Below are 20,846 nucleotides of genomic sequence, written 5' to 3'. Positions count from 1 at the left end.
GGCCCGAACTGTCAACCTTCTCAGATCCGCGACACATACTGACCGCTCAAGCGGCGAACAAACCGTTTCATCTCCAAAATGCTGACAATCGCGTTGACGCGGGACGCGGGCAGCCCGCTGCTGAGCGTCACTTCGTCGATTGCCGTGCCAGATGTCCCCACCGCAGCGAGAACCTGACGCTCGACATCATTGAGAGTCATTTCGCGACCGTCCCGGACAACATCGCCACCTTCAACCGCCGTTGCCTGAGACACATTTCCGCTCAAAGGCCCCAGCAATTCCAGTACATCATCGGCGTGTTGAACCAACGTGGCACCGTCCCGAATCAGATGGTGACACCCCTGCGACGCCCGACTATTCACCTGGCCGGGCAGGGCACCAACCGAATGCCCCAGTTCAGACGCCAAACGGGCCGTGATCAGCGATCCGCTTCGCATGGGAGCCTCGATCACCAGAGTGGCTTGCCCCAAAGCCGCGATGATTCGGTTGCGTTGCGGAAACATCCCGCCACGGGGTTGGGCCATCGGTGCATACTCGCTGATGACCGCCCCACGCTCTGAAATTTCGTCGGCCAAAGGTGCATTTTCGGCCGGATAGATTTTCCCCAGCCCGCCACCAAGAACCGCGATCGTTCGACCATCGGCCTCCAGTGCGGCGCGATGAGCTGCTGTGTCGACACCTCGAGCCAACCCGCTGACGATCGTCACGCCGGCCCGAGCCAGATCCATCGCGATGCGTCGAGTTTGCTGCAATCCATACGCGGTCGCATGCCGAGTCCCGACAATTGCGACCGAAATCGTGTCGCGTGGCAAGATCGAACCGCGACAAAACATCAACGGTGGAGCGTCATCGAGTTCTTCCATTGCCGCCGGATAAGACGACTGCCCCCGCCTGAGAATGTTGACATCCATGGCAGCACACCAAGCAAACACGTCCTCGATATCAACGTGATCGCTCGCCGTGTCGATCACGTGAGCCAACTTCGGCCCCACCCCGTGCACCGACGCCAACGAGCTTTTGTCTGCATTCAAAATCGCACGAGCCGAGCCAAACGCTTCCATCAAAGACGTCAACGTCCGCGGGCCCAACCCGGGAAGCAAGCACAACTGAACCAATTCGCGGGTCGTGTCATCGGCCGTTGAGCCTGTCTCTTCCAAAGCGATTTCGTCCTGCGAGACAAGTTCCTGGTGGGGGACTTCCGAACTGGCTGGATTCGAATTGGTGTTTGGCTCGGCTTCCGAAACGTTTTCAATTTCAGAAACATCGCTACCGGGAATCGATCGAACGTCGTTCATCGGATGATCACCATGGAATGGACTCAAACGGGCTGACTCGCGATGAGGCTGCTCCAGAGTCTCCACTCCATCGAGCTTGCTTCTCACCCGCACAACATTTCACCTGATCGAGGTGAAAGAGTCTCCCCTTCAAGTTTCTCGTTTTGGGTGCAAGTCCGCGTGATCAACATAACTCTCACGCAACGTCGACAACCTCCAACAATGCGTGTGAGAGAATCAAAAACGCGATGTTCGCCCGAGATGACGAACAAGGTGGATGTGCCCGACCCCCAAGGATCAGGCCGATAGAAATGCTTTCCCAGAGCCACTAGCATACAGTTCTTCTCAGACGAGTTCTTCGTTCCTTCTTCCTTTGCTCACAATTCACGGTCGACCATATGTCATTTCGGGCCGCGTCCGACTTATGTCAAAACCTCTGCGATAACTTGGCAAAAGTCGTTTTGGGCAAAGACGAGCTGGTGGACTTGTTGGTCGTTGCCTTGCTGGCCGGTGAACACGTTTTGCTGGAAGACGTTCCTGGTGTCGGTAAGACATTGACCGCCAAAGCGCTCGCTCGAAGTTTGGACGCCAAATTCACGCGACTCCAGTTCACACCCGACTTGCTGCCTAGCGACATCACCGGCAGCATGATCTACCGAACCGACACCAGCCAATTCGAATTCGCACCGGGTCCAATCTTCGCGAACATCGTTTTGGCGGACGAAATCAACCGCGCTCCGCCACGAACGCAATCGGCGTTGCTGGAAGCGATGAGCGAAGGACAAGTCACCGTCGATGGCGTGACTCACGAATTGCCGAAACCATTCATGGTGGTGGCGACACAAAACCCATTTGAATACGAGGGCACCTATGCGTTGCCTGAGAGTCAACTGGATCGTTTTCTTCTGCGAACATCGATCGGTTACCCGTCGCGAAACGTTGAACGCGATATTTTGACGACGCACCAATCAGGCGAACCCGTCGACGACCTTCAGTCGATCGTCGGTGCGGCAGAAGTTTCCGCTGCTCAGGCAAACGTCGGACAAGTCCGCATGGACGAATCGTTGGTGGACTACTTGCTGGACATCGTGGAAGCGACACGTCATCACGATGCGTTTCAGGTCGGCGTCAGCACACGTGGTTTGCTCAGCTTCCACCGAGGTTGCCAGGCGATGGCGATTCGACGAGGTCGCGACTATGTCACTCCCGACGACATCAAACAAATGGCAGTTCCTTCGCTGGCTCACCGAGTTTTGGCAGAAGGCATCTTCCAAGGTGGCAACCGAGCAGTTGTCGAACAGCAGTTGGCAGATTTGATCGAACCCATTCCCGTGCCGGTTTAAACCACGATGGCCCTGCAGCGACGCAACACTCGCAATCGCCTGACGCGACTCGGTTGGCAATTCATGCTGATCGGTATGTTTGGTCTTCTTGGCGGGTCGCTCAACGGATTGAACCTGCTGATCGTTGTCGCTGCGATGACATTGGCGGTGTTGTTGGCGCAATGGCGTGTCAGCCGATCCACGATCGAATCCGTTCGCGTCGATCGTCGAGTCCCCAGCGAAGTGTTTGCCGGCAAACCCGCACGAGTTCGCTATCAAGTCAGCAACCAGCATCGATTGATGCCGCTTTGGTTGGTCTGCCTCAGTGATCAAATCATGCGAACGGGCGCGGACACAGAAGCGACTGAATCAACCGACAATGTCCCGGCGACTGCCACCGAAACTCGCACCATCCACACGGGCGTCGGACTGTTGCTTCCCAATCAAGCCACCAGTGCCTACCTCGACCTGACCTTTGAACGACGCGGTCGATACCGATTGGGACGTTGGCGTGTCTCCACAACCGCCCCCTTTGCTCTGTCGACCGCATGGCGTGAATCGACCGACGAAGAAGAGTTCGTGGACGTTTACCCGCGTCTGTTGAATCTGCCTCGTTCTTGGCGTCAACGACTTCCCACCAAAGTCGGCAACGTTTCATCGTCGGCACACCGGCAAGGCCACGCGGACGAAGTCTTCTTTGGTCTTCGCGAATATCGCCGGGGCGACAGCCGACGACACATTCACTGGCGTACCACCGCCAGAATCGGTGATCTGGTGGTGCGTCAATTCGAACAACAACGGCGTTTGGACATCTGCTTTCTGGTGGACTCCTATTGCCCAGCATCCGCGGGCGAGAACGATGCCGCCCATCAAAACGTCGAAACGGCGATCAGCCTCGCCGCCTCGTTGGTGGTTCAATTGTTTGGCGGTTCGGGCAGTCAAATCATGCTGAGCGTCGCTGGCCAACAAAATGAAACCTGCGGCGGCGGTTTGTCACGCGAAGCGTTGCGACGAATGCTGCAAATACTCGCCCGCGTTCAAACCACTGCCACGCCCGACTTGGATCAATCGCTTGAACAAGTCGCCAAGGCGGTCAAGCATTTGCCCGACCTGGTCGTGCTCAGCCCAAGACCACTGTCCGAAGTTTTGGCTGCGGATGACAACCAATCCTCACTCCTGCGACAATGGCAGCAGAGAGGACGCTTGAACTGGGTCAACTTGTCCGGCCGAGACGCCACGAATTGGATTGCCGAAGGTTCGTCGTCTAAATTATCCGATGAGGCACTTCATGAGTGACGCTTCGATCACCGACGACCAAATGAGTCGCACCGACGCACTCAACCTGCGTGAACTGCAGGCGATCACCGAGACCATTCCGGACTCGCCACTTCGGCTCCGCACCAAGCTTGCTTTTGCGTTGGTGACGATGTTGTCGGGATTGGTCATCGGCAGCAGCGGACAAACTCAATCACTGCCGATCATCGTCATCTTCTTCAGCGTCGTCGGATTTCTGTTTGTCGACTGGATGAAGCTATTCGCTTTGCCCGCCGTGATCGCGTACGCCGCCATGGCCATCGCTGCGATCTACTGCGTCTCCGGCTTCATGCAGAACGACATGCAAGTCGGCAACAAGATGAGTGCGGTCGCGGAACTGCTGATCATCGCGCAATCGATCTTGATGCTGCAAGAAAAGACGTCTCGACTGTTTGAGCAACTGATGATTTTCGCGTTGCTGAACTGTGTGGTCGCGGCGGTCTTCAACGATGCATTCGCCTACGCGATTTTCTTCATCCCACTATCGATCTGCGGTGGCATGGCAATCGCGTTGCTGGCCGCGGACAACGTCGTCGAGCAGTCACAATCACCGGACCAAAACGCGACTCTCGCGGCACGTCCGTCGGCTTCGATCACCGAACCCGACGATTCAAATATTCAGTGGAACAATTCCGCCGCGGTGGATTCACTCGCGCGAGCAGGAGTGAACTTGCCGTGGATGGTCGCCGTGATTCTGTTCCCTGCGGTGCTACTGTTCTCCGCTCTGTTCTTCTTTGGCCTGCCGCGACGAGTGGATGCTTCCCGAGGAAGCTCACAAGGTGTCGCGATGACCGGGTTCAGCGAAGAACTTCGATTCGGCACGATTCAGGAAATGCAACAAAGCACCCAGCGTGCTCTGCGAGTTGATCTGATCGATCGGAAAACCAAGAAACCTTACCCGGCCATCAACGATCTGTATCTTCGCGGCGCCGTGCTGGAACAATACATGGTCGAGGGCGCAACCACTTGGCGTGCCACTTCAGTTTCCACCTCGCCACCTAATCCGCTGCCTCCGGAGTTTGTTCCTGATCGTTCCAGCGATACAAATTTTTACGACCGCGTCAATGTTCGCATCGCGTGCGAATCTCTCAGCACGGCAAACCTGTTCGCGATTGCACCTTATCACTGGTCACCTGGCAGCGATGACCTGGTGGAACTCAGCGGCAAGTGGACGTTTACCCGCCGCAACTCATCCGGCGGTTCAAATTCAGCCGGCTCGATGGGCCTGCCTTGGTATCCACCGGTCAAATACCACTTCGGAACTCACGCGTTTCGCAATGGTGCTCAAAGCCGATGGCTGGCCTACAAGACACCTATGTTGGAAAGGTCCATCAAATCAGACGAACCGCCGACGGACCTCACTGCCAACGACCTGAACTACATGGACCAGTTGCTGGAATACCCGCAAGTCCTGATTCCCAACGCTGAGATCCTGGCGAACTCGATCGTCGAAAATCTACCGCCGAACAAACGGACGTCTGCCGGAATTGCCGACGCTCTGGAAAGGCACTTGGCTTACAGCAGTGATTTCCGCTACTCGCTGCGACCCAATCCGTCGACCACGGTCGGTGTCGATCCAATCGACCAGTTCCTTTCGACCGATCGGCGCGGTCATTGCCAATACTTTGCTTCGGCATTGGTCATGATGCTGCGAAGCCAGAACATTCCTGCACGACTGGTCGTCGGTTATCACACCGACGAGTTCAGCGAACTGGGTCAGTACTTCATCGTTCGTCAAAACCATGCTCACGTTTGGGTCGAGGCATTGATCCCTCGTGAAGACATTCCGGTTGGGACATCGGTGTACGGACAACCTCGGTCAGATTTCTATTGGTTGCGTTTGGATCCGACCCCGGGTGGAGGCGGAATCGATGGGGCGGAAGTCGGCAGCAACCAAATGCTCGATTTGGCACGCGATTTGTGGGACGACTATGTCATCGAGATGGATTCCAAACGACAGCAAACGGCCCTGATGTCGACACCGGGACTGGCACCCATGACCGCCTCCTATCGATCGTGGATCGACCGAACTCGCGAACTCGCCATGCGAATCAACGCCGGCGATGTGGAAGGGATCGGAGGAGGCAAACTGTTTTCCTGGCAGGGTGCCGTCATCGCCGTCGTGCTCAGCATCTTGGCGTTGATCGGTCTGAAGATCCGCTTCCCGCGTTGGCTACGAAGCAAGCTTGGCAAGAATGGCCAGCAAAAAGCGGCACGCCCCTCGATCCCGTTTTATGCCGAAGCACTCGATTTGCTTTCGAACCTGGGCATCGAAAGACGTCCCGGCCAAACCCCGGAAGAACTCACTCGGCAACTCGCGATCGCCGGTGCCTCGCCTGGATCGGCGCCCACTCGCGGTCCGGATGAACAATCCCGAGCGACACCGGATCACCACCAAGAGTGGACACAAGCTCTCGGACCCATGCGCCGTTTGACCGACGCGTTTTACTCATTACGGTATGGCCAAGCGTCAGCGATGCCTCATGCTGCTCGCCAGGATTCCAGCGACGGATCCACGAAAGCACATTCGAATTCCGAAGCGTCTGACGCGTCCACCAAATCGAGCTCGACGGCCACTTCGAGTCCTGACATCGAAGATGCATTGAACTCTCTTCGCCAAATTGCAAAGCGTTCCCCCTCATGATCATCACCATCGATGGCCCAGCCGGAGCAGGCAAGAGCAGCATCGCACGACGAGTCGCCAGTGAACTTGGATTCGAGTTTCTGGACACGGGTGCGATGTATCGTGCCGTGACCTGGGGTGTGATGCAGCGGGGAATCGCGTGGGATGACGTTGAATCGTTGGTCGAATTCGCCGACGCCGCACGATTGATCTGGCAGGACGATCGCATCTATCTCGATGACCAGGACATTTCGGAAGAGATCCGAACGCCGCGGGTCACCAGCCACATCCGATACTTGGCCGACCCGCCCAGAATTCGCGAACGAATCACCGCCCAACAACGTCGCATCGCAACGGGACGCGACATCGTGACGGAAGGCCGCGACCAGGGCACCGAAGTCTTCCCCGACGCACACTGCAAAATCTTCTTGACCGCATCACCGGAAGAACGCGCCAGACGTCGACAACGCCAGCTCGCTGAAAACGGCCGAGTGATGTCGGTGGAAGAAATCTTGACCGCGCAAAATCAACGTGATCTCGAAGACCGGATGCGACCGGTTGGACGATTGCGAGCTGCCAGCGACGCAATTGTGGTTCAAACCGATGGCATGTCGCCCGACGAAGTTCGCGGCGAAGTCCTACGTCTGGTTCGCGAATGTGTGCAAGCGTCAGCGGCGAACTCCGCACCGAGTGACGTGACGACATGAGCACCGCGGATGCCTCGACGAATGAGTCGACTGACCCGCGAGCGGTCGCATCCGATTTGGTTTCGCAATTGAAACGATCGCAGCAACGATTGATCTTGGCCGAAAGCTGCACCTGTGGAGCCGCCGCAGCAGCAATCGGAAGCATCCCAGGTGCGTCGAACGTTTTCTGCGGCAGTGCCGTGACGTATCGGGAAACCACCAAGCAAGCTTGGCTGGGCATCACCACAATCGATCTGGCTCAGTTCACCGCTGAGAGCCAGGAGATAACCAACCAGATGGCCGCTGCGGTGCTGCAAAACACTCCCGACGCGACGATCGCCGCCGCCATCACAGGCCACCTCGGTCCCGACGCGCCATCGGCTTTGGACGGAGTGATTTTCATCGCCGTGCAACAACGCGAACAGCCACTGCAGGCCACTCGCATTCAACTTCAAAGCCAATCTCGACAAGATCGCCAAACTGAAGCCACCATCCAACTTCTGTCGGCAATCCGGCAAGGCATCTCGCCGAAACTTTCTTAGCTGCTTGGTCACCGGCCACCGGATTCATTGCGAATCCGGTGAGCGGTTTACGTGGTCCTGATCTACGTGGTCCTGATCACAGGCTGGAAGCCTATGCCACTTTCGGTCAAACCAGTTTGGTCTTGCCGGGGATCGCGTACGCGGGTTCGGGAAGGGACGCGTTCATGTCCAGGCTCTCCGGGAACAAACTCAACGTCGATTCGTTCACCGCGAAGTCCCACGTCACCAGCTTGCCGGTGTAAGCGGCCATGCGTCCGAGCACTGCGGTCAGCGAACTGTCCGCGGTCTCTTTGAATTCGACGATTGGTTTTCCAGCACGAACGCTGTCGACCAAGTCCTTGTGTTCTTGTTTGTATGCCGCACCAATGTCGCCTTTCATCGACCACACTTCGTTGCCATCTTTGTCTCGGATCTCAGCACCGCGGTTGAGTCCGTAGATCGTGCAGATGCCGTTGCTGCCATAGATGACATTGGAGTTGTCACTCTGGGCGTTTGGAATTTGACGACACTTGAACGAAACGGTTCGGTTGCCAGGATAGAGGTAGTCGATGCTCATGCTATCCCACATCTCGCTGCCTTCGGGACGAGTGAACCGGCCGCCGCTGCCATAAGCAGATTCAGGCGGACCGCCCATGATCCAGTTGATCGCATCGATGTTGTGAACCGCTTGCTCAGCGATCTGGTCACCCGACAACCAAATGAAATGCATCCAGTTGTAGATTTGGTACTCGGTATCGCTCATGCCCTCTTTGCGAGTCTTGTTCCAAATCCCGTTGCTGCAATAGCGAGCCGTCGCGGAGATAATGTCGCCGATCGCACCATCGTGCAGTCGTTTGATCGCTTCGACGTAATTGGTCTGCCGACGATACTGAGTGCCAGTCACGATCGAGGTCTTGTTCGCGACGGCTTGCTCGTGCGCCTTCACACAAACGCGGTAGCCAGCGGGATCAACGCAAGTCGGTTTTTCCGCAAAGACGTGTTTCCCCGCGTCGACCGCTTCGGCGACGTACTGCGGCCGAAAACCAGGAGGTGTCGCGAACAACACGACATCGATTTCGGGGTCATCGAGAATCCGCTTGTAAGCATCAATCCCACCGTACATTTTGCCGGGTTCGACGGAGACCTTATCACCGTGTCGTTTGGAAAGCGACTCACAGATTTTGCCAAGCTTCTCGCCTTCCAAGTCCGCGATCGCGGCCAGAGAAACGTTTTCGTTGATGGTGAGCGAATCATTGATCGCTCCGGAACCACGACCACCGGCTCCAATCAATGCCAATCGAATGTGCGAGTTGGGTGAGTGGCTCACCGACTCAGCAGGCTCCGCCCCGCGAATCGGACGTGCCGCCGAAGTAGCAGCGACTCCCGCGGTCAGAGCCGCGCCGGTGCTCATGAAACGACGGCGGTTGGTTGCCTCGCAGCCGGCGGCGATGTCGCCGTTGGCTGGCGACGTGGTGTTGTTTGAGCGAGTGGTTTTCGGCATGGTCGGCGGGCTCCTGAAGGAGGATGCACGGGAGGGAAGAACTCGAATGTCCTCCCCAGTTTAATGCAATCCCGCCGCCAATTCCGAAATCGTTCCGAGACGGGCTGACATCCGCCGTTCGCAACTTGCACGGTACGCGATCAAGCCAAATCTGGCTTTCTGCAGCCGCACCAGCCGAACGCAAGCGAGAGGATCATCGACATCCACGACTTGCGTTGCGGGCCAATGAACCAACCGCTTGCTTCTCTCAACTCTCAGAATCTAAGTCCGAAAGCTTGTTTCAGCTCAGGCTTCGTCGAGCAAATCGACAGCTGCGAAGGCCTGACCTTCCAACATTGCCAAGCTGGCTCCGCCACCGGTGCTGACGTGGCTGACATCGTCGGCGAACCCGAGTTGATCAACAGCAGCAGCGCTGTCACCACCGCCGATGATGCTGACGGCATCGCCATCGGCGATTGCTTGAGCGACGGCTTTGGTGCCTTCGTCCATCGGTGGTTTTTCAAACACGCCCATCGGTCCGTTCCAAACGATGGTCTTGGCCGACTTGATGACATCAGCGTACTTCTTCGCGGTTTCAGGACCGATGTCCAAACCTTCCATGTCGTCAGGAATCTCGCCCGCAGCGACAACCTTCTTGTTGCAACCAGCGATATTGCCGAAGTCGTCACCGCAGTGCGTGTCGACGGGAAGCTGCAGCTTGTCGCCGCCCTTTGCCATCAATTCCTTCGCCAAATCGACCTTGTCTTTTTCGACCAACGAATTGCCGACGTTGCCGCCACTGGCCAATGAGAACGTGTAAGCCATCGCACCGCCGATCAAAACCGCGTCGCAGATGCCTAGCAAGTTGTTGATCACGTTGATCTTGTCGCTGACCTTTGCTCCACCCAGGATCGCGACAAAGGGTCGTTCTGGTTTGCTGATCGCATCGGTGAGGTACTGAATTTCTTTGGCGACCAAGTGCCCAACCACGCGTGGCTTGCCAGCCATCGCTTCGGGGACGGCGACCATCGATGCGTCTTTGCGGTGGCAAGTTCCGAATGCGTCGTTGCAGTAGGCGTCGGCCATCGCGGCCAACTTGCCGGCGAACTCAGCGTCGCCTTTCTTCTCACCTGGATTAAAACGCAGGTTTTCCAGCACCAAGACTTCGCCAGCGGCCAACGAGCTCGCCTTGGCCGATGCGTCGTCCCCAACTGTGTCGGTCGCGAAGTGAACGGTGCTGCCGAGCAACTCGCCCAAACGTTTCGCGGCTGGAGCCAGGGAATACTTCTCGTCACCTTCGCCACCGGTCGGTCGTCCCAGGTGGCTCATCAAGATCACTTTGCCACCGCGGTCGATGACGCTCTTGATGCTGGGCAACGCCATGCGAATGCGGCGGTCATCGGTGATGGCGAGCGATTCGTCCAACGGCACGTTGAAGTCGACTCGCATGAGAACGGTTTTGTCTTGAACGTCGATTTGATCAATGGTTTTCTTGGCCATCTGCCGGGAAACTCCGAGGTTGTGTTGAGTGGGGTCGATTTCAACCAAGTATCGGCCAGCGACCCAATTTCGCGAAGGGGACCGGCGGAACCCCGCTTTTTTCGCGGCAATGCGTGGTCCCCCCGGCGGGAACGTCGCTCCCAAGCGTCTTTTTCTCACGTCGCGCCACCGTCACAACCGAAACAAAGAGAGCGGTGACGATTCGCATGCGGCTCGTCAACAGCACCGGTCCGCCGTGAGTTTTGGTGGAACTGACGCACGTCGACCGGGTCAATTTGGATGATCATTCGCCACGAGTGATCTTTTTCGCGACGAAAAATGCCTCGAGCCAAAAGCTCAGGGCCGATTTTGATCGCAACCGATACCAGCGGGGGTGGTGCGGGTGAGAGCTCGCGCCGGGATTGCAATGCGCCATGGCCAAACGGTCACATCATCGCGAGACACCCTGGTTCGAGACTTCGCGGCCGCCAATGCCGCCGATCGTTCTCTCGTCGGAGCCCGTGTGACAACCGATTCGTTCCCGAAGAACAGTGTCGCCACGACATCGCTGCCGCGCCGATTGGCGCAGGTGCCATTGGTCAGTGCGTTGATGCTGGCGATGGTGTGCAGCGTGGCCTCGGCTCAATCGCCAACGGATTCGGCGCCACGTCGATTTTCGTTGCTGCCCGGTTCCGGATCGCCTCGCGTGGGATCGATGGCACACCGAGAAGAGATCCTCGCGGCGTTGCCGATGGATCGTCTGACCGACGAAGCCAAACAACGCATTTTGGGCATCGCCGAAAAGCCGACTTTGTTCCGCCGGCTTCCGTCGCAGATCGTTCCTTGCGACCGAGACATGTTCCTGTTCTTGACTCGCAACCCCGACGTCTTGGTTGGGTTGTGGGATCTGATGGGGATCACCCAAGTTCAATCCACTCGGACGGGTCCTTATCAGCTCGACGCCAGCGACGGTGTGGGAACGCTATGCCGAGTCGATCTCGTCTACGGCGACGCCAACAAACACATCTTTGTGGTGGATGGGTCTTACGACGGCAAAATGACGCCGACTGAAATTCGCGGCAAAGGTGTCTTTGTTCTGGAGTCAACTTACACGGCGGGCGAAGACGGACGCACCCGAGTTTCAGGCACCCTTGACTGCTTCGTGCAACTCGACAGCCTCGGCATTGACCTGATCGCTCGAACGATGAGTCCCATCATCGGGCGTTCCGCGGACAGCAACTTTGAACAGACCGCACAGTTCATCGCTCAGGTCAGTGAAGCGAGCGAACGAAACCCGTCTGCCATGCTGGACATCGCGGCTCGTTTGCCACAAGTCAACCAAGCGACTCGGGACGAGTTTTCAAAAACGATCCTGGCCGTCGCGCGACGCGGGCAACAAGTCGCCGCACGCGATCGCGAAAATTCGGCTCAGTGATTCGAGCTAGAACACTGATTCACGGCGAACACTGATTCAGTTCAGCGGTGCTTCCCACAATCCCAACGCGGGATTTTGCACGAAGTAGAACTCCGATCCGTCGACATCGGTGTGGAAGCCATCCTCTAGCGAATGAACGTCGTAACGTTTCATCAACGCATCCAGGTCACCCGGCGTGAATCCGACCGAAGCGATCTCTTCATCGGATAGTTTCCCGGCCGCGTAAACGACCTCGAATCGGTTCTCCGGAGAACCATGAACCAAGTGAGCAGCAGCCGAAGGATCGCCCGCCAGATCTTCGTTCTCGGCCACCAACTGCATCACTTCGGCTTTGGTTCGATAGCCATACTTGCGAATCAGTTGGTCGATACGTGGGTCTTCACCGAACTCTTCCACAGCAGGACCGATGACGGTCAATCGACCGCCGGTCGCGATCGCCTTTCGAGTGCGGTAGATCGCTTTGTTGCCCAGCCACGTGCTTTTGAATTCGTCGGGGTCCAGGTAAGCGACAACGTGCTGGGGGGCTTTTGGCAAGTGCGTGATGTTGACCTTGCGAGCAAGTTCAGCGGCGCGGAAGAACGTCTCGTGATCGTCGCCGATGAATAGACCTCGAGTGTGCTTCGTTCCGTCCTTCATCTGCTGGATCACGGTCAACGCGTACAACAGAGGCATGTTATCGCAGAAGTGATCCGAGGCGTAATTCAGGATCTTTCGCAGCGGCGTGTCAGCAATGCCGAGCGTCTCATCGATTCCCACCATCGCGCTGAGGTAGTGACTCTCGTTGATACCTGACACGCCGCCGGTGCCGACGAACACGTTCTTGTTGTAGTTCGCCATCCCGATCACTTCGTGAGGCACCACTTGGCCCAACGAGAAAATCAGATCGTGACCGCCATCTCGCAGCATCTTGTTGACCTGTGCGGGCCAGCTTTTGGTGTAGATGCCACCGGTGACTTCGCTGACAAAGTCCGCCGGAACCTGCCCCAATTCCACAACGTCCTCTCGCCAACGGTGCGGACGGAACAAATCGTGGGGCACACCGGGGAACATGTGGTCCAGCTGGGCGGGCTTCATCGGCGTGTGAGTGCCGAGCGCCGGCATGATGTCCTTGACTCGATCGCCCAATAATTCGTGGCACAGCACCGTCAGTTCGCCTGCGCGGCTGAACAATCGCGTCGCATCCGGAGGCAACAACAACACACGTTCAGGCCGTTTGATCGCGTCAAACGTCTGCTTCAGAGCGTCGCGCAGGTCGTCTGTCGTCAGCGATGTGGTTTCCGATCCAACAGAAAAATAAAGAGTCATTCGGCTCGCTCCAGCGACAATTTTGAAGGGTACTGCACACACTCTCCCCCATTAACCCTAAGATTAGGGGTGGTTCCTCACCAGAACCAAGCCTGTCCTGCTTGCTCAACATGAAAGAGGTAGATGCGATGGCCAAGATCTTACTCGTCGAGGACAGTGCAACCCAGGCGGTAGAAATGACGATGCTACTTCAGGCGGCCAACCACGAAGTTGTCCATGTCGCCAACGGACAGCTCGGTCTTTCGCACCTAAAAGACCAAGCCCCGGACCTCGTCATCACCGACCTGGAGATGCCTGAAATCAATGGACTTCAGTTGGTGGAGAGCATGCGAGCAAACTTCTCGCACATCCCCAGCATCTTGGTCACCAGCCACGGCAGCGAGGAACTTGCCGCCGAAGCCCTCCGTCGCGGTGCCGCGGGCTACGTCCCGAAAACTCGCATGTCGGACTTGCTCAACGACACCATTGTCGATGTGCTCGGCGTCATCCGCAGCGATGCTTCCTACGCGAAATTGATTTCGACGCTGAAGAAAAACGTCTTCGTGTTTGATTTGCCTTCGGACCCTGAATTGATCTCGCCGTTGGTGGGATTGTTGATGCAAGTCAGCGCCGGAATGGAACTCCTTCCTAGCATCGAAATGGTTCGACTGGGCGTCGCCGTTGAACACGCGCTGACCAACGCGATGCTGCACGGCAACCTCGAAATTCCCCGCGACAAACAACCGAGCCATGGCCAGCTTGCTCGCGAAGGCATGATCAACGATGCGATGAAGGAACGGTTGTCGCAAGAGCCCTACAAGAGTCGTGAGACACACGTGGAGGCTACCGCTTCGGAACATGCCATTCGCATTGTCATCACCGACCAAGGCCCGGGGTTCGACACGTCCAACGTGCCACAAGCCGGTGAACTCGATGCCAGCTCACTCGCCGCCAGTGCCGACGGAGTGGGACAAGCGGACAAACAAGGATTGCTGCTGATTGCCAGCTTCGTTGATCAAATGTGGTTCAATGACGAGGGGAATCAAATCACATTGGTCAAACGTTGCGGTGCCGAGTGAACTGATGAGTAGTGTCTCCGAGTTCCAAACATCCTCGACCTACCGCGCGCTCGCCAACGCGTTGCCGCTGAACCTGCTGATCAAGGCCGCGGATGGACGGCGTGTCTTCGCCAATGATTCGTACCTGAAATGGCGCGGCGTCACCTGGCAAGAACTCGCCGGCAAGCACGACGAAGATCTGTTCCCACCGGACATCGCCCGCAAGTATCGTGAAGATGATCAAAAGGTCATGCAGACGGGCGAGTCACTGCACAGCGTTGAGTCGGCAAAATTGGCGGACGATTCAATCGGATGGATCGAACGCGTCAAAACTGCCGTGCATGATCATCATGGCAACTTGCTCGGTGTGCAGGTTTTGTTTTGGGACGTGACCGCGAAAGTCGAAAAAGAAAAGGCGACGCAGTTCGAGCAATCGTTGCTGAAAACTCTCCTCGCCAACATTCCTGATTCGATCTACTTCAAAGACATCGACAGTCGTTTCATTCGTGTCAGCCATGCGATGGCGATGAAGTTTGGCCGAGCCAGTGTGGACGAAGTTCACGGCCGAACCGACGCGGACATCTTTACCCCCGAGCACGCTGAAGGTGCGCGGCTGGATGAACTGCGTGTGATCGAAACGGGCGAGGCACTGGTTGACCGAGTCGAACGCGAAACTTGGCCGGATCGTGAAGACACGTGGTGCATGACGACCAAAATGCCGCTGCGGAGTGACACCGGCGAAATCATCGGTACGTTTGGAATTTCTCGCGACATCACGGACCTCAAACGTTCCGAAGCCGCACTTCATGAAGCGGTCCGAATGGCCGACGCCGCGAACCGTTCCAAGAGCGAATTCCTGGCGAACATGAGCCACGAGATTCGCACGCCGATGAACGCTCTGATCGGAATGGCGGATCTCCTTTCCCAAACGAAGCTCGATCCGGACCAACAAGACTACGTTCAAATCATCCAAGAGTCGTCCAATGGTTTGCTTCGGCTGATCAACGACATCCTCGATTTCTCCAAGATCGAAGCCCGACGACTCGAATTGGAATCGGTGCCGTTCTCGCTCAGCAAAACGATTGAGTCGACTCTCCGATCGTTTTCGTTTAAAGCATCCGAGAAAGGCTTGGAGCTACAACGCGACATCTCGCCGGAACTGCCCGATCGATTAATCGGTGACCCGGGACGAGTTCGCCAAGTCCTGACCAATCTGATCGGCAACGCGATCAAGTTCACCGACCACGGTGGCGTCCGCGTGCGAGTCGAAGTGCTGCGCCGCGAAGAATCCGACAATCGTGATCTCGCCGCAACTTCCAACGGTCGCGAATCACCCGAACGCGATGACATGGTCGAACTTCGATTGAGCGTTTGCGATTCGGGTATCGGGATCCCTCCCGCTCAACAGGACGCGGTTCTGAATCCGTTCACACAAGCCGATGCTTCCACGACACGTCGTTTTGGTGGCACCGGCCTCGGCTTGAGCATCAGTCGCCAATTGGTGGAATTGATGGGCGGTGAACTGCAATTGAAAAGCGAAGTTGGCCTCGGCACCACATTTTCATTCCAGCTCAAAATGCCGGTTTGCCCGGAGTCGATGCCGAGCGAAGACGACGACGAAGAGGAAGACCTCGGTGGCCCCGCTCGCCAACGACTCGCTCCACTGCATGTCTTGGTCGCCGAAGATGGAGTCACCAACCAACACGTCATTGCCGGTTTGCTTCGTTCGCTCGGCCACAAGTGTTCCATCGCAAGCGACGGTCGCGAAACGTTGACCAAGTGGCGATCCGATTCGTATGACGTCGTGTTGATGGACATGCACATGCCCGTGATGGATGGATTGGAAGCGACCCGTGCCATCCGGCAAGAAGAATGGGGCACCGAACGTCATACGCCGATCGTTGCTCTGACCGCCGCGGCTATGAGCGAAGACGCTGCCGCCTGTCGCGAAGCGGGTATGGACAGCTACCTCACCAAACCAATCCACAGTCGCAAACTTCGTGACGCGTTGGCACCCTACCAACGAGAGTTGCCACCCACCGACGATGGATCGCGCGACGAAACATTGGAACAAGCTTTCTCACCAGACGTCCATCTGGCAACCGAACAGGACTCGACCACGATCAACGCTGCCCACGCCGCGTTCCCGTCGATAGGTTCGACCTCCGATGCGATCTCGCTCTCGCCGGAGAACATTGGGTGCTTAGATCTTGATTCAGCCCGATCACGCATCCCCGGCGGAACGGCCGGCGTCCTGCGGTTGGCATTTGTATTCCGAACCGAATGCGCACAGCTGGTGGAGCAACTCAGCAAGGAAATTCCCGCCGGTCTAAACGATGAAGCACGTCGGAACGCTCACACTCTAAAAGGAGCCTGCGGACTGCTCGGTGCCAAACAACTTCAAGAAGCAGCCGAACGCATCGAGGAAGCTGGCCGAGAAAATCGCGTGCAAGAATCGCCTGAACTGCTCGCCGATTTGCAACACGAAGCCGAACGAGTCCTGCGAGCGATCGACGAACTGCTCAGCCAATCCGACAACGCCGATCAACCGAAGTGAGTTTTGATCGCAGCGGATAAGTGAACTCGCGTGACGAACCGCAACGACTACAAATTCCTCAGCCGCTTTGCGTTTGCAGGCGTGTCGGCCCAAGCGGGATCGATCGTCTGTCCCGCCCGCGCCGCAGCGATCAAATGATCGACCAGGACTTCGGTTGACTCACCGCGAATTTCGGAGATTTGCTGCAACGTGTAGCCGTCCCGGCATAGCTTCCAGGTCCAGTACTCGTTTCGCCATGCGGATGGATCAACGACCTTTTCTGTGGGGCGATCAGCAGCAGGACTTGGTCGCGGATCGACAGCGGGCGACTCGGCGGACTCGCTCGGTTCCACCTGATGGTTCGAAGGCGGCGTGGCTGATTTCGGTGGGCAGTCGATCTCGTGCTCGGCCAGAGTATTGGCGATCAACTCCAACAGATCGCTGCCGTACGCCTCAATGAACTCGCTGGAAATTCCTGACACGGCTTCCAACTGCGTCGCATTGGCGGGCTTGGATTGGATCACTCGTTTGATCGTGGACTCGGACAAAATCCGGTGCGGCGCGACATTCAACGCCGCCGATCGTTTGCGGCGAAAACGCTTGATCCGGTCCGAAAGATCTTGGTCGAGCAACTCCTCGGCATCATTCGATGTCAATGGCTCTGCCGCGACCACACTCGCTTCGGATTTGGATCTTTCCTGCTGTGGCGATGGTTGCTCAGGTTGCTTCGCCGCAACATCCACCGCCGCCGAGACGGGTGGTTCGATGTCACCGGGCTCTTCCTCGGCGACATCCCCAGATTCGATCTTGCTGGCGACCTTTGCCAGCTTCTTCGCAAGCGGAAACTTCAACTGCAAAGATGGTGGCAACGGCACGTGCCCATTCATCACTTGGCGACCAAGGTCTGTCATGTGAACAGTTGGCCTGCGCTCATTCAGCTCTTTCTGGTCCAACAACCCCACGGTCAATAACGAATCCATCGCATCGGTCAGTTCACCTTGCTTCATGCCCGTCAGCATGCCGTATGTACTCAGTCGACTCAGCCGCAACTGCGTCACCTTCTTGTTCTTTGACCCAGCCAGCATCTGCGAGATCAGATTCTTTCCCAACCGACCGTGTGTTCGAGTGACTCCGCTGAGGATGACTCGAATGGCGGTTGTCAGGGCGGCCATGTCGATGCCCGCTTGCTCGCTTAAAGCCCCCACCGAACCACTCTCTCCAAGCGTCTTCGCCGTCGTCAAATTCGAAGCTAACTTCGACGGATCGACCTTGGGCATGCAATCGCCGGCCGGATCGCAGTGGTCGCACCGGCCACAATTTTCCGCGTTCGGATCGCCAAAGTAATTCAGGATGACATGTTGCCGACACGATGTTGAACGAGCGAACTGGATCACAGAATCCAATTTTTCGTACTCGGCTTGCTTGCGTCGTGCCAGCTCTTCGAAGTCGATCTTCAACTGATTGAATGGAACATCCCGCCGCATGATGTGAACGGCACGCCCACGAAACGGCGGGATGTAATCGAACGACTTCAGCTTCGTCAGTTCCCGCAGCGTTCGCGTCAATTGAACCCGTTCCACGCCAGCCCGTGTCGCCAAATAGCTCAACCGAACAAAGACGTCTTCGCCGCGGCGAGGTCCAACGATCTTCTCGATCGCCGTCATGACCTGACGTTTCAACTTGGCTTCACGCGGCAAGAAATCAAGCAACGTCGGCACGTCGCTATCGATTCGCAGCACGGCTTGGTTGGCACTGGCGTCCAAACGGCGAAGAGCACCTGCCTTGGACAGCAACGTTTCCGAAGTCCCGATCGCTTCGCTGCCGTCGCGGACACCAATCGCTTCGCGCACCTGATCCAACGTCAGCTCAATCGGGTCTTCTTCGCGCGACAGCAGGTATTCGTAAACCTTCTTCACCGTTTCTCGCGATGGGTAGCGATTCTCGATGAAGAACTCTTGGATCTGGCGATCGGAATAGGCGAACAACAGCAAACACTGGCTCGTACCACCGTCGCGTCCGGCGCGTCCTGCCTCTTGATAGTACGCTTCCAACGAACCCGGCATGTTGTAGTGCACCACAAACCGGATGTCCGATTTATCGATGCCCATTCCAAAGGCGTTGGTCGCGACGATCGCGGACAAGTCGCCTTTCATGAACGACTCTTGCACACGGCGTCGCTCGTCCGGATGCATGCCAGCGTGATACACGCCGACTTTGCGTCCCGTCTTTTCCGGCAACCATTCGGCAATCTCTTCGCAACGTTTGCGTGTCGCACCGTAGATGATGCCGGCACCGGGTTGCTTCGCCAGATAATCACGCAGTGCGTTCTGCTTGGCGACATCGTTGTTGCACGGCGTGACCGAGAACCGCAAATTGGTTCGTGCAAAACCGGTTACAAACACGCGAGGCTGTTTCAGGTTCAACAACTCGCAAATGTCATCGCGAACCGTCGGCGTTGCCGTCGCGGTCAATCCGATCGTTTGCACGCCGCCCAAATAGCGATCGCGAAATCGCCCGAGCCGCGAATAGTCGGGGCGAAAGTCATGCCCCCATTCGCTCACGCAGTGTGCTTCGTCGACTGCCAACAAGCTCACGTTGGCTTTGGGAACCACGTCTAAGAAACGACCGTTCCGCAATCGTTCGGGAGCCACATAAATGAGGTCCAACTTCCCCGCGGCCATTTCCTCCATGACCGATTCTTGTTGGCCGGGCGATTGCGTGCTGTTGAGCAATCGAGCTTGGATGCCTCGCCGCTGAAGGGTGTCGACCTGATCCTTCATCAACGCGATCAGCGGTGAAACGACAATGGTGGTTCCTTCGCGAGCCAGCGATGGCAACTGATAACACAGACTCTTTCCGCCTCCGGTTGGCATAACGCAAAGACAATCCGTCCCGGCGGCCAATGCATCGACCACGTCACGTTGGCCGGGCCGAAACTCTTTCAGACCAAAGCGTGGCAGCAGCGATTCAGGATCAATGGACGGATTGGAATTGGATGCGAGAGACGACATCCGATCTTTCGTTCGGTGGGTAAGTGGCGGGCAAAAATGATTCGCGTCCCAGCGACGCATCGCCATCTTCCGCGATGCGGCCCGTTTTTGCCACCTCGAACCGACTCGATACGCTCAGAGCTCGCCTTCTCTGCCGGCGCACAAAAAAACCACCCCGCTGAAGAACAAGCGGGATGGCTTTTTGAATCTCAATTCTTGCGGGTCGATTACGACTTCGCAGGTGCTTGCTGTTGTTGCAGGCCTGGACGAACGCGTTTGTTGATGTCCGTTTCCAGAACACCGAAGACGGATTCGTGACGGGCAACCGACATTTGCAAAGCAGCGAGCAAACGTTTCGCGGTGAAGAAGTTCACGATGATACGTTGCTTGACTTGGATGGGGTCCTTTGGCACACCGATCGGCTGTGGGTTCAGACCGAAGTCGATGATCAACTCTTCGGGCGAACCAGTCACGCGGCAGAAGTTCGCGTAGGTTGCGACGGCGTTGTCGTCGTTAACCTGAACTTGAACTGGGGCCTGAGCTTGAGTTTGTGCTTTCTCAGCGGGAGCGGCCTTCTCTGCGGCGGGGGCTTCAGCCGTCTTGGTTTCGTCTGCCATCAAATTCTCCAAAAAATCAAAAGGGAAACAGGTAAGTTGAGATTCGCGTGTTTGGGGCCAATGTAGTGATCCCCCCCAACGTCGCAACGCGAAAGCGACTAGCGGGGATCAAGAATCCGTTTTTTTGTTTGTCTTCAAAAACCAAACGTTAAACCACGTCAAATGGAAAGGATGGTGGAAGCCTAGCTCACTCCGAAGGGGTTGGGAGAAAAGTACCAGGACCTTTT

The 20,846-nt window shown here is 56.8% G+C and carries 14 protein-coding genes; 8 read left to right on the top strand and 6 right to left on the bottom strand.

From position 1 onward, the window contains the following. Positions 1–20: 20 nt before the first annotated feature. The gene (gene dprA, locus B2R17_RS25975; protein ID WP_286766287.1) at positions 21–1,295 is read right to left on the bottom strand and encodes a DNA-processing protein DprA; all 1,275 of its coding nucleotides are present in this window, start codon (positions 1,293–1,295) and stop codon (positions 21–23) included. A gap of 425 nt (positions 1,296–1,720) precedes the next feature. Between dprA and B2R17_RS25970 the strand changes: the two genes are divergently transcribed. The 5 genes from B2R17_RS25970 to B2R17_RS25950 are packed head-to-tail and all read left to right on the top strand — an operon-like array spanning position 1,721 to position 7,761. Beyond that, positions 1,721–2,617, top strand: coding sequence for an AAA family ATPase (locus B2R17_RS25970; RefSeq protein ID WP_008667498.1), 897 nt, complete (start codon positions 1,721–1,723; stop codon positions 2,615–2,617). A gap of 6 nt (positions 2,618–2,623) precedes the next feature. Then, positions 2,624–3,892 (top strand): DUF58 domain-containing protein, encoded by a 1,269-nt coding sequence (locus B2R17_RS25965; RefSeq protein ID WP_008667500.1) that lies wholly within the window; start codon positions 2,624–2,626, stop codon positions 3,890–3,892. Then, entirely contained in the window at positions 3,885–6,554 is a 2,670-nt protein-coding gene (locus B2R17_RS25960) for a transglutaminase TgpA family protein (RefSeq protein ID WP_286766286.1), read from the top strand. The genes B2R17_RS25965 and B2R17_RS25960 overlap by 8 nt, the downstream gene beginning before the upstream one ends. Further along, positions 6,551–7,240 (top strand): (d)CMP kinase, encoded by a 690-nt coding sequence (cmk, locus tag B2R17_RS25955; RefSeq protein ID WP_286766285.1) that lies wholly within the window; start codon positions 6,551–6,553, stop codon positions 7,238–7,240. Before B2R17_RS25960 ends, cmk begins: the two co-directional genes overlap by 4 nt. Beyond that, complete coding sequence (locus B2R17_RS25950) at positions 7,237–7,761, top strand: CinA family protein (protein WP_286766284.1); 525 nt, start codon at positions 7,237–7,239, stop codon at positions 7,759–7,761. Before cmk ends, B2R17_RS25950 begins: the two co-directional genes overlap by 4 nt. Before the next feature lie 106 nt (positions 7,762–7,867). On the opposite strand, the gene B2R17_RS25945 is transcribed toward B2R17_RS25950, so the two are convergent. Beyond that, on the bottom strand, positions 7,868–9,241 hold the full coding sequence (locus tag B2R17_RS25945; protein WP_286766283.1) for a Gfo/Idh/MocA family protein: 1,374 nt from the start codon (positions 9,239–9,241) through the stop codon (positions 7,868–7,870). A gap of 285 nt (positions 9,242–9,526) precedes the next feature. After that, the gene (locus B2R17_RS25940; protein WP_286766282.1) at positions 9,527–10,720 is read right to left on the bottom strand and encodes a phosphoglycerate kinase; all 1,194 of its coding nucleotides are present in this window, start codon (positions 10,718–10,720) and stop codon (positions 9,527–9,529) included. Between the two features lie 406 nt (positions 10,721–11,126). Between B2R17_RS25940 and B2R17_RS25935 the strand changes: the two genes are divergently transcribed. Beyond that, positions 11,127–12,134, top strand: coding sequence for a hypothetical protein (locus B2R17_RS25935; protein ID WP_286766281.1), 1,008 nt, complete (start codon positions 11,127–11,129; stop codon positions 12,132–12,134). Positions 12,135–12,170: 36 nt separating this feature from the next. On the opposite strand, the gene B2R17_RS25930 is transcribed toward B2R17_RS25935, so the two are convergent. Next, positions 12,171–13,439: a lactate racemase domain-containing protein gene (locus tag B2R17_RS25930; protein WP_008667515.1), complete on the bottom strand. Its 1,269-nt coding sequence runs from the start codon at positions 13,437–13,439 to the stop codon at positions 12,171–12,173. Positions 13,440–13,567: 128 nt separating this feature from the next. Between B2R17_RS25930 and B2R17_RS25925 the strand changes: the two genes are divergently transcribed. Both B2R17_RS25925 and B2R17_RS25920 read left to right on the top strand, forming a co-directional pair. Next, positions 13,568–14,497 carry an ATP-binding response regulator gene (locus B2R17_RS25925; RefSeq protein ID WP_236615776.1) on the top strand — a complete coding sequence of 310 codons (930 nt, stop codon included), beginning with the start codon at positions 13,568–13,570 and terminating at the stop codon, positions 14,495–14,497. Between the two features lie 4 nt (positions 14,498–14,501). Next, positions 14,502–17,033: a PAS domain-containing hybrid sensor histidine kinase/response regulator gene (locus B2R17_RS25920; protein WP_286766280.1), complete on the top strand. Its 2,532-nt coding sequence runs from the start codon at positions 14,502–14,504 to the stop codon at positions 17,031–17,033. A gap of 47 nt (positions 17,034–17,080) precedes the next feature. Here B2R17_RS25920 and B2R17_RS25915 read toward each other — a convergent pair whose 3' ends face one another. Together B2R17_RS25915 and B2R17_RS25910 are read right to left on the bottom strand one after the other, a co-directional pair. Beyond that, positions 17,081–20,089 (bottom strand): RecQ family ATP-dependent DNA helicase, encoded by a 3,009-nt coding sequence (locus tag B2R17_RS25915; RefSeq protein ID WP_339886923.1) that lies wholly within the window; start codon positions 20,087–20,089, stop codon positions 17,081–17,083. Positions 20,090–20,229: 140 nt separating this feature from the next. Next, positions 20,230–20,631 carry a DUF3467 domain-containing protein gene (locus B2R17_RS25910; RefSeq protein ID WP_007328015.1) on the bottom strand — a complete coding sequence of 134 codons (402 nt, stop codon included), beginning with the start codon at positions 20,629–20,631 and terminating at the stop codon, positions 20,230–20,232. Positions 20,632–20,846: the final 215 nt, after the last annotated feature.

It is taken from the genome of Rhodopirellula sp. UBA1907 (assembly GCF_002337565.1).
Lineage (GTDB): Bacteria > Planctomycetota > Planctomycetia > Pirellulales > Pirellulaceae > Rhodopirellula > Rhodopirellula europaea.
The sequence above is the reverse complement of the archived record's forward strand: the minus strand, read 5'-3'. Positions and strand labels throughout refer to the sequence as shown.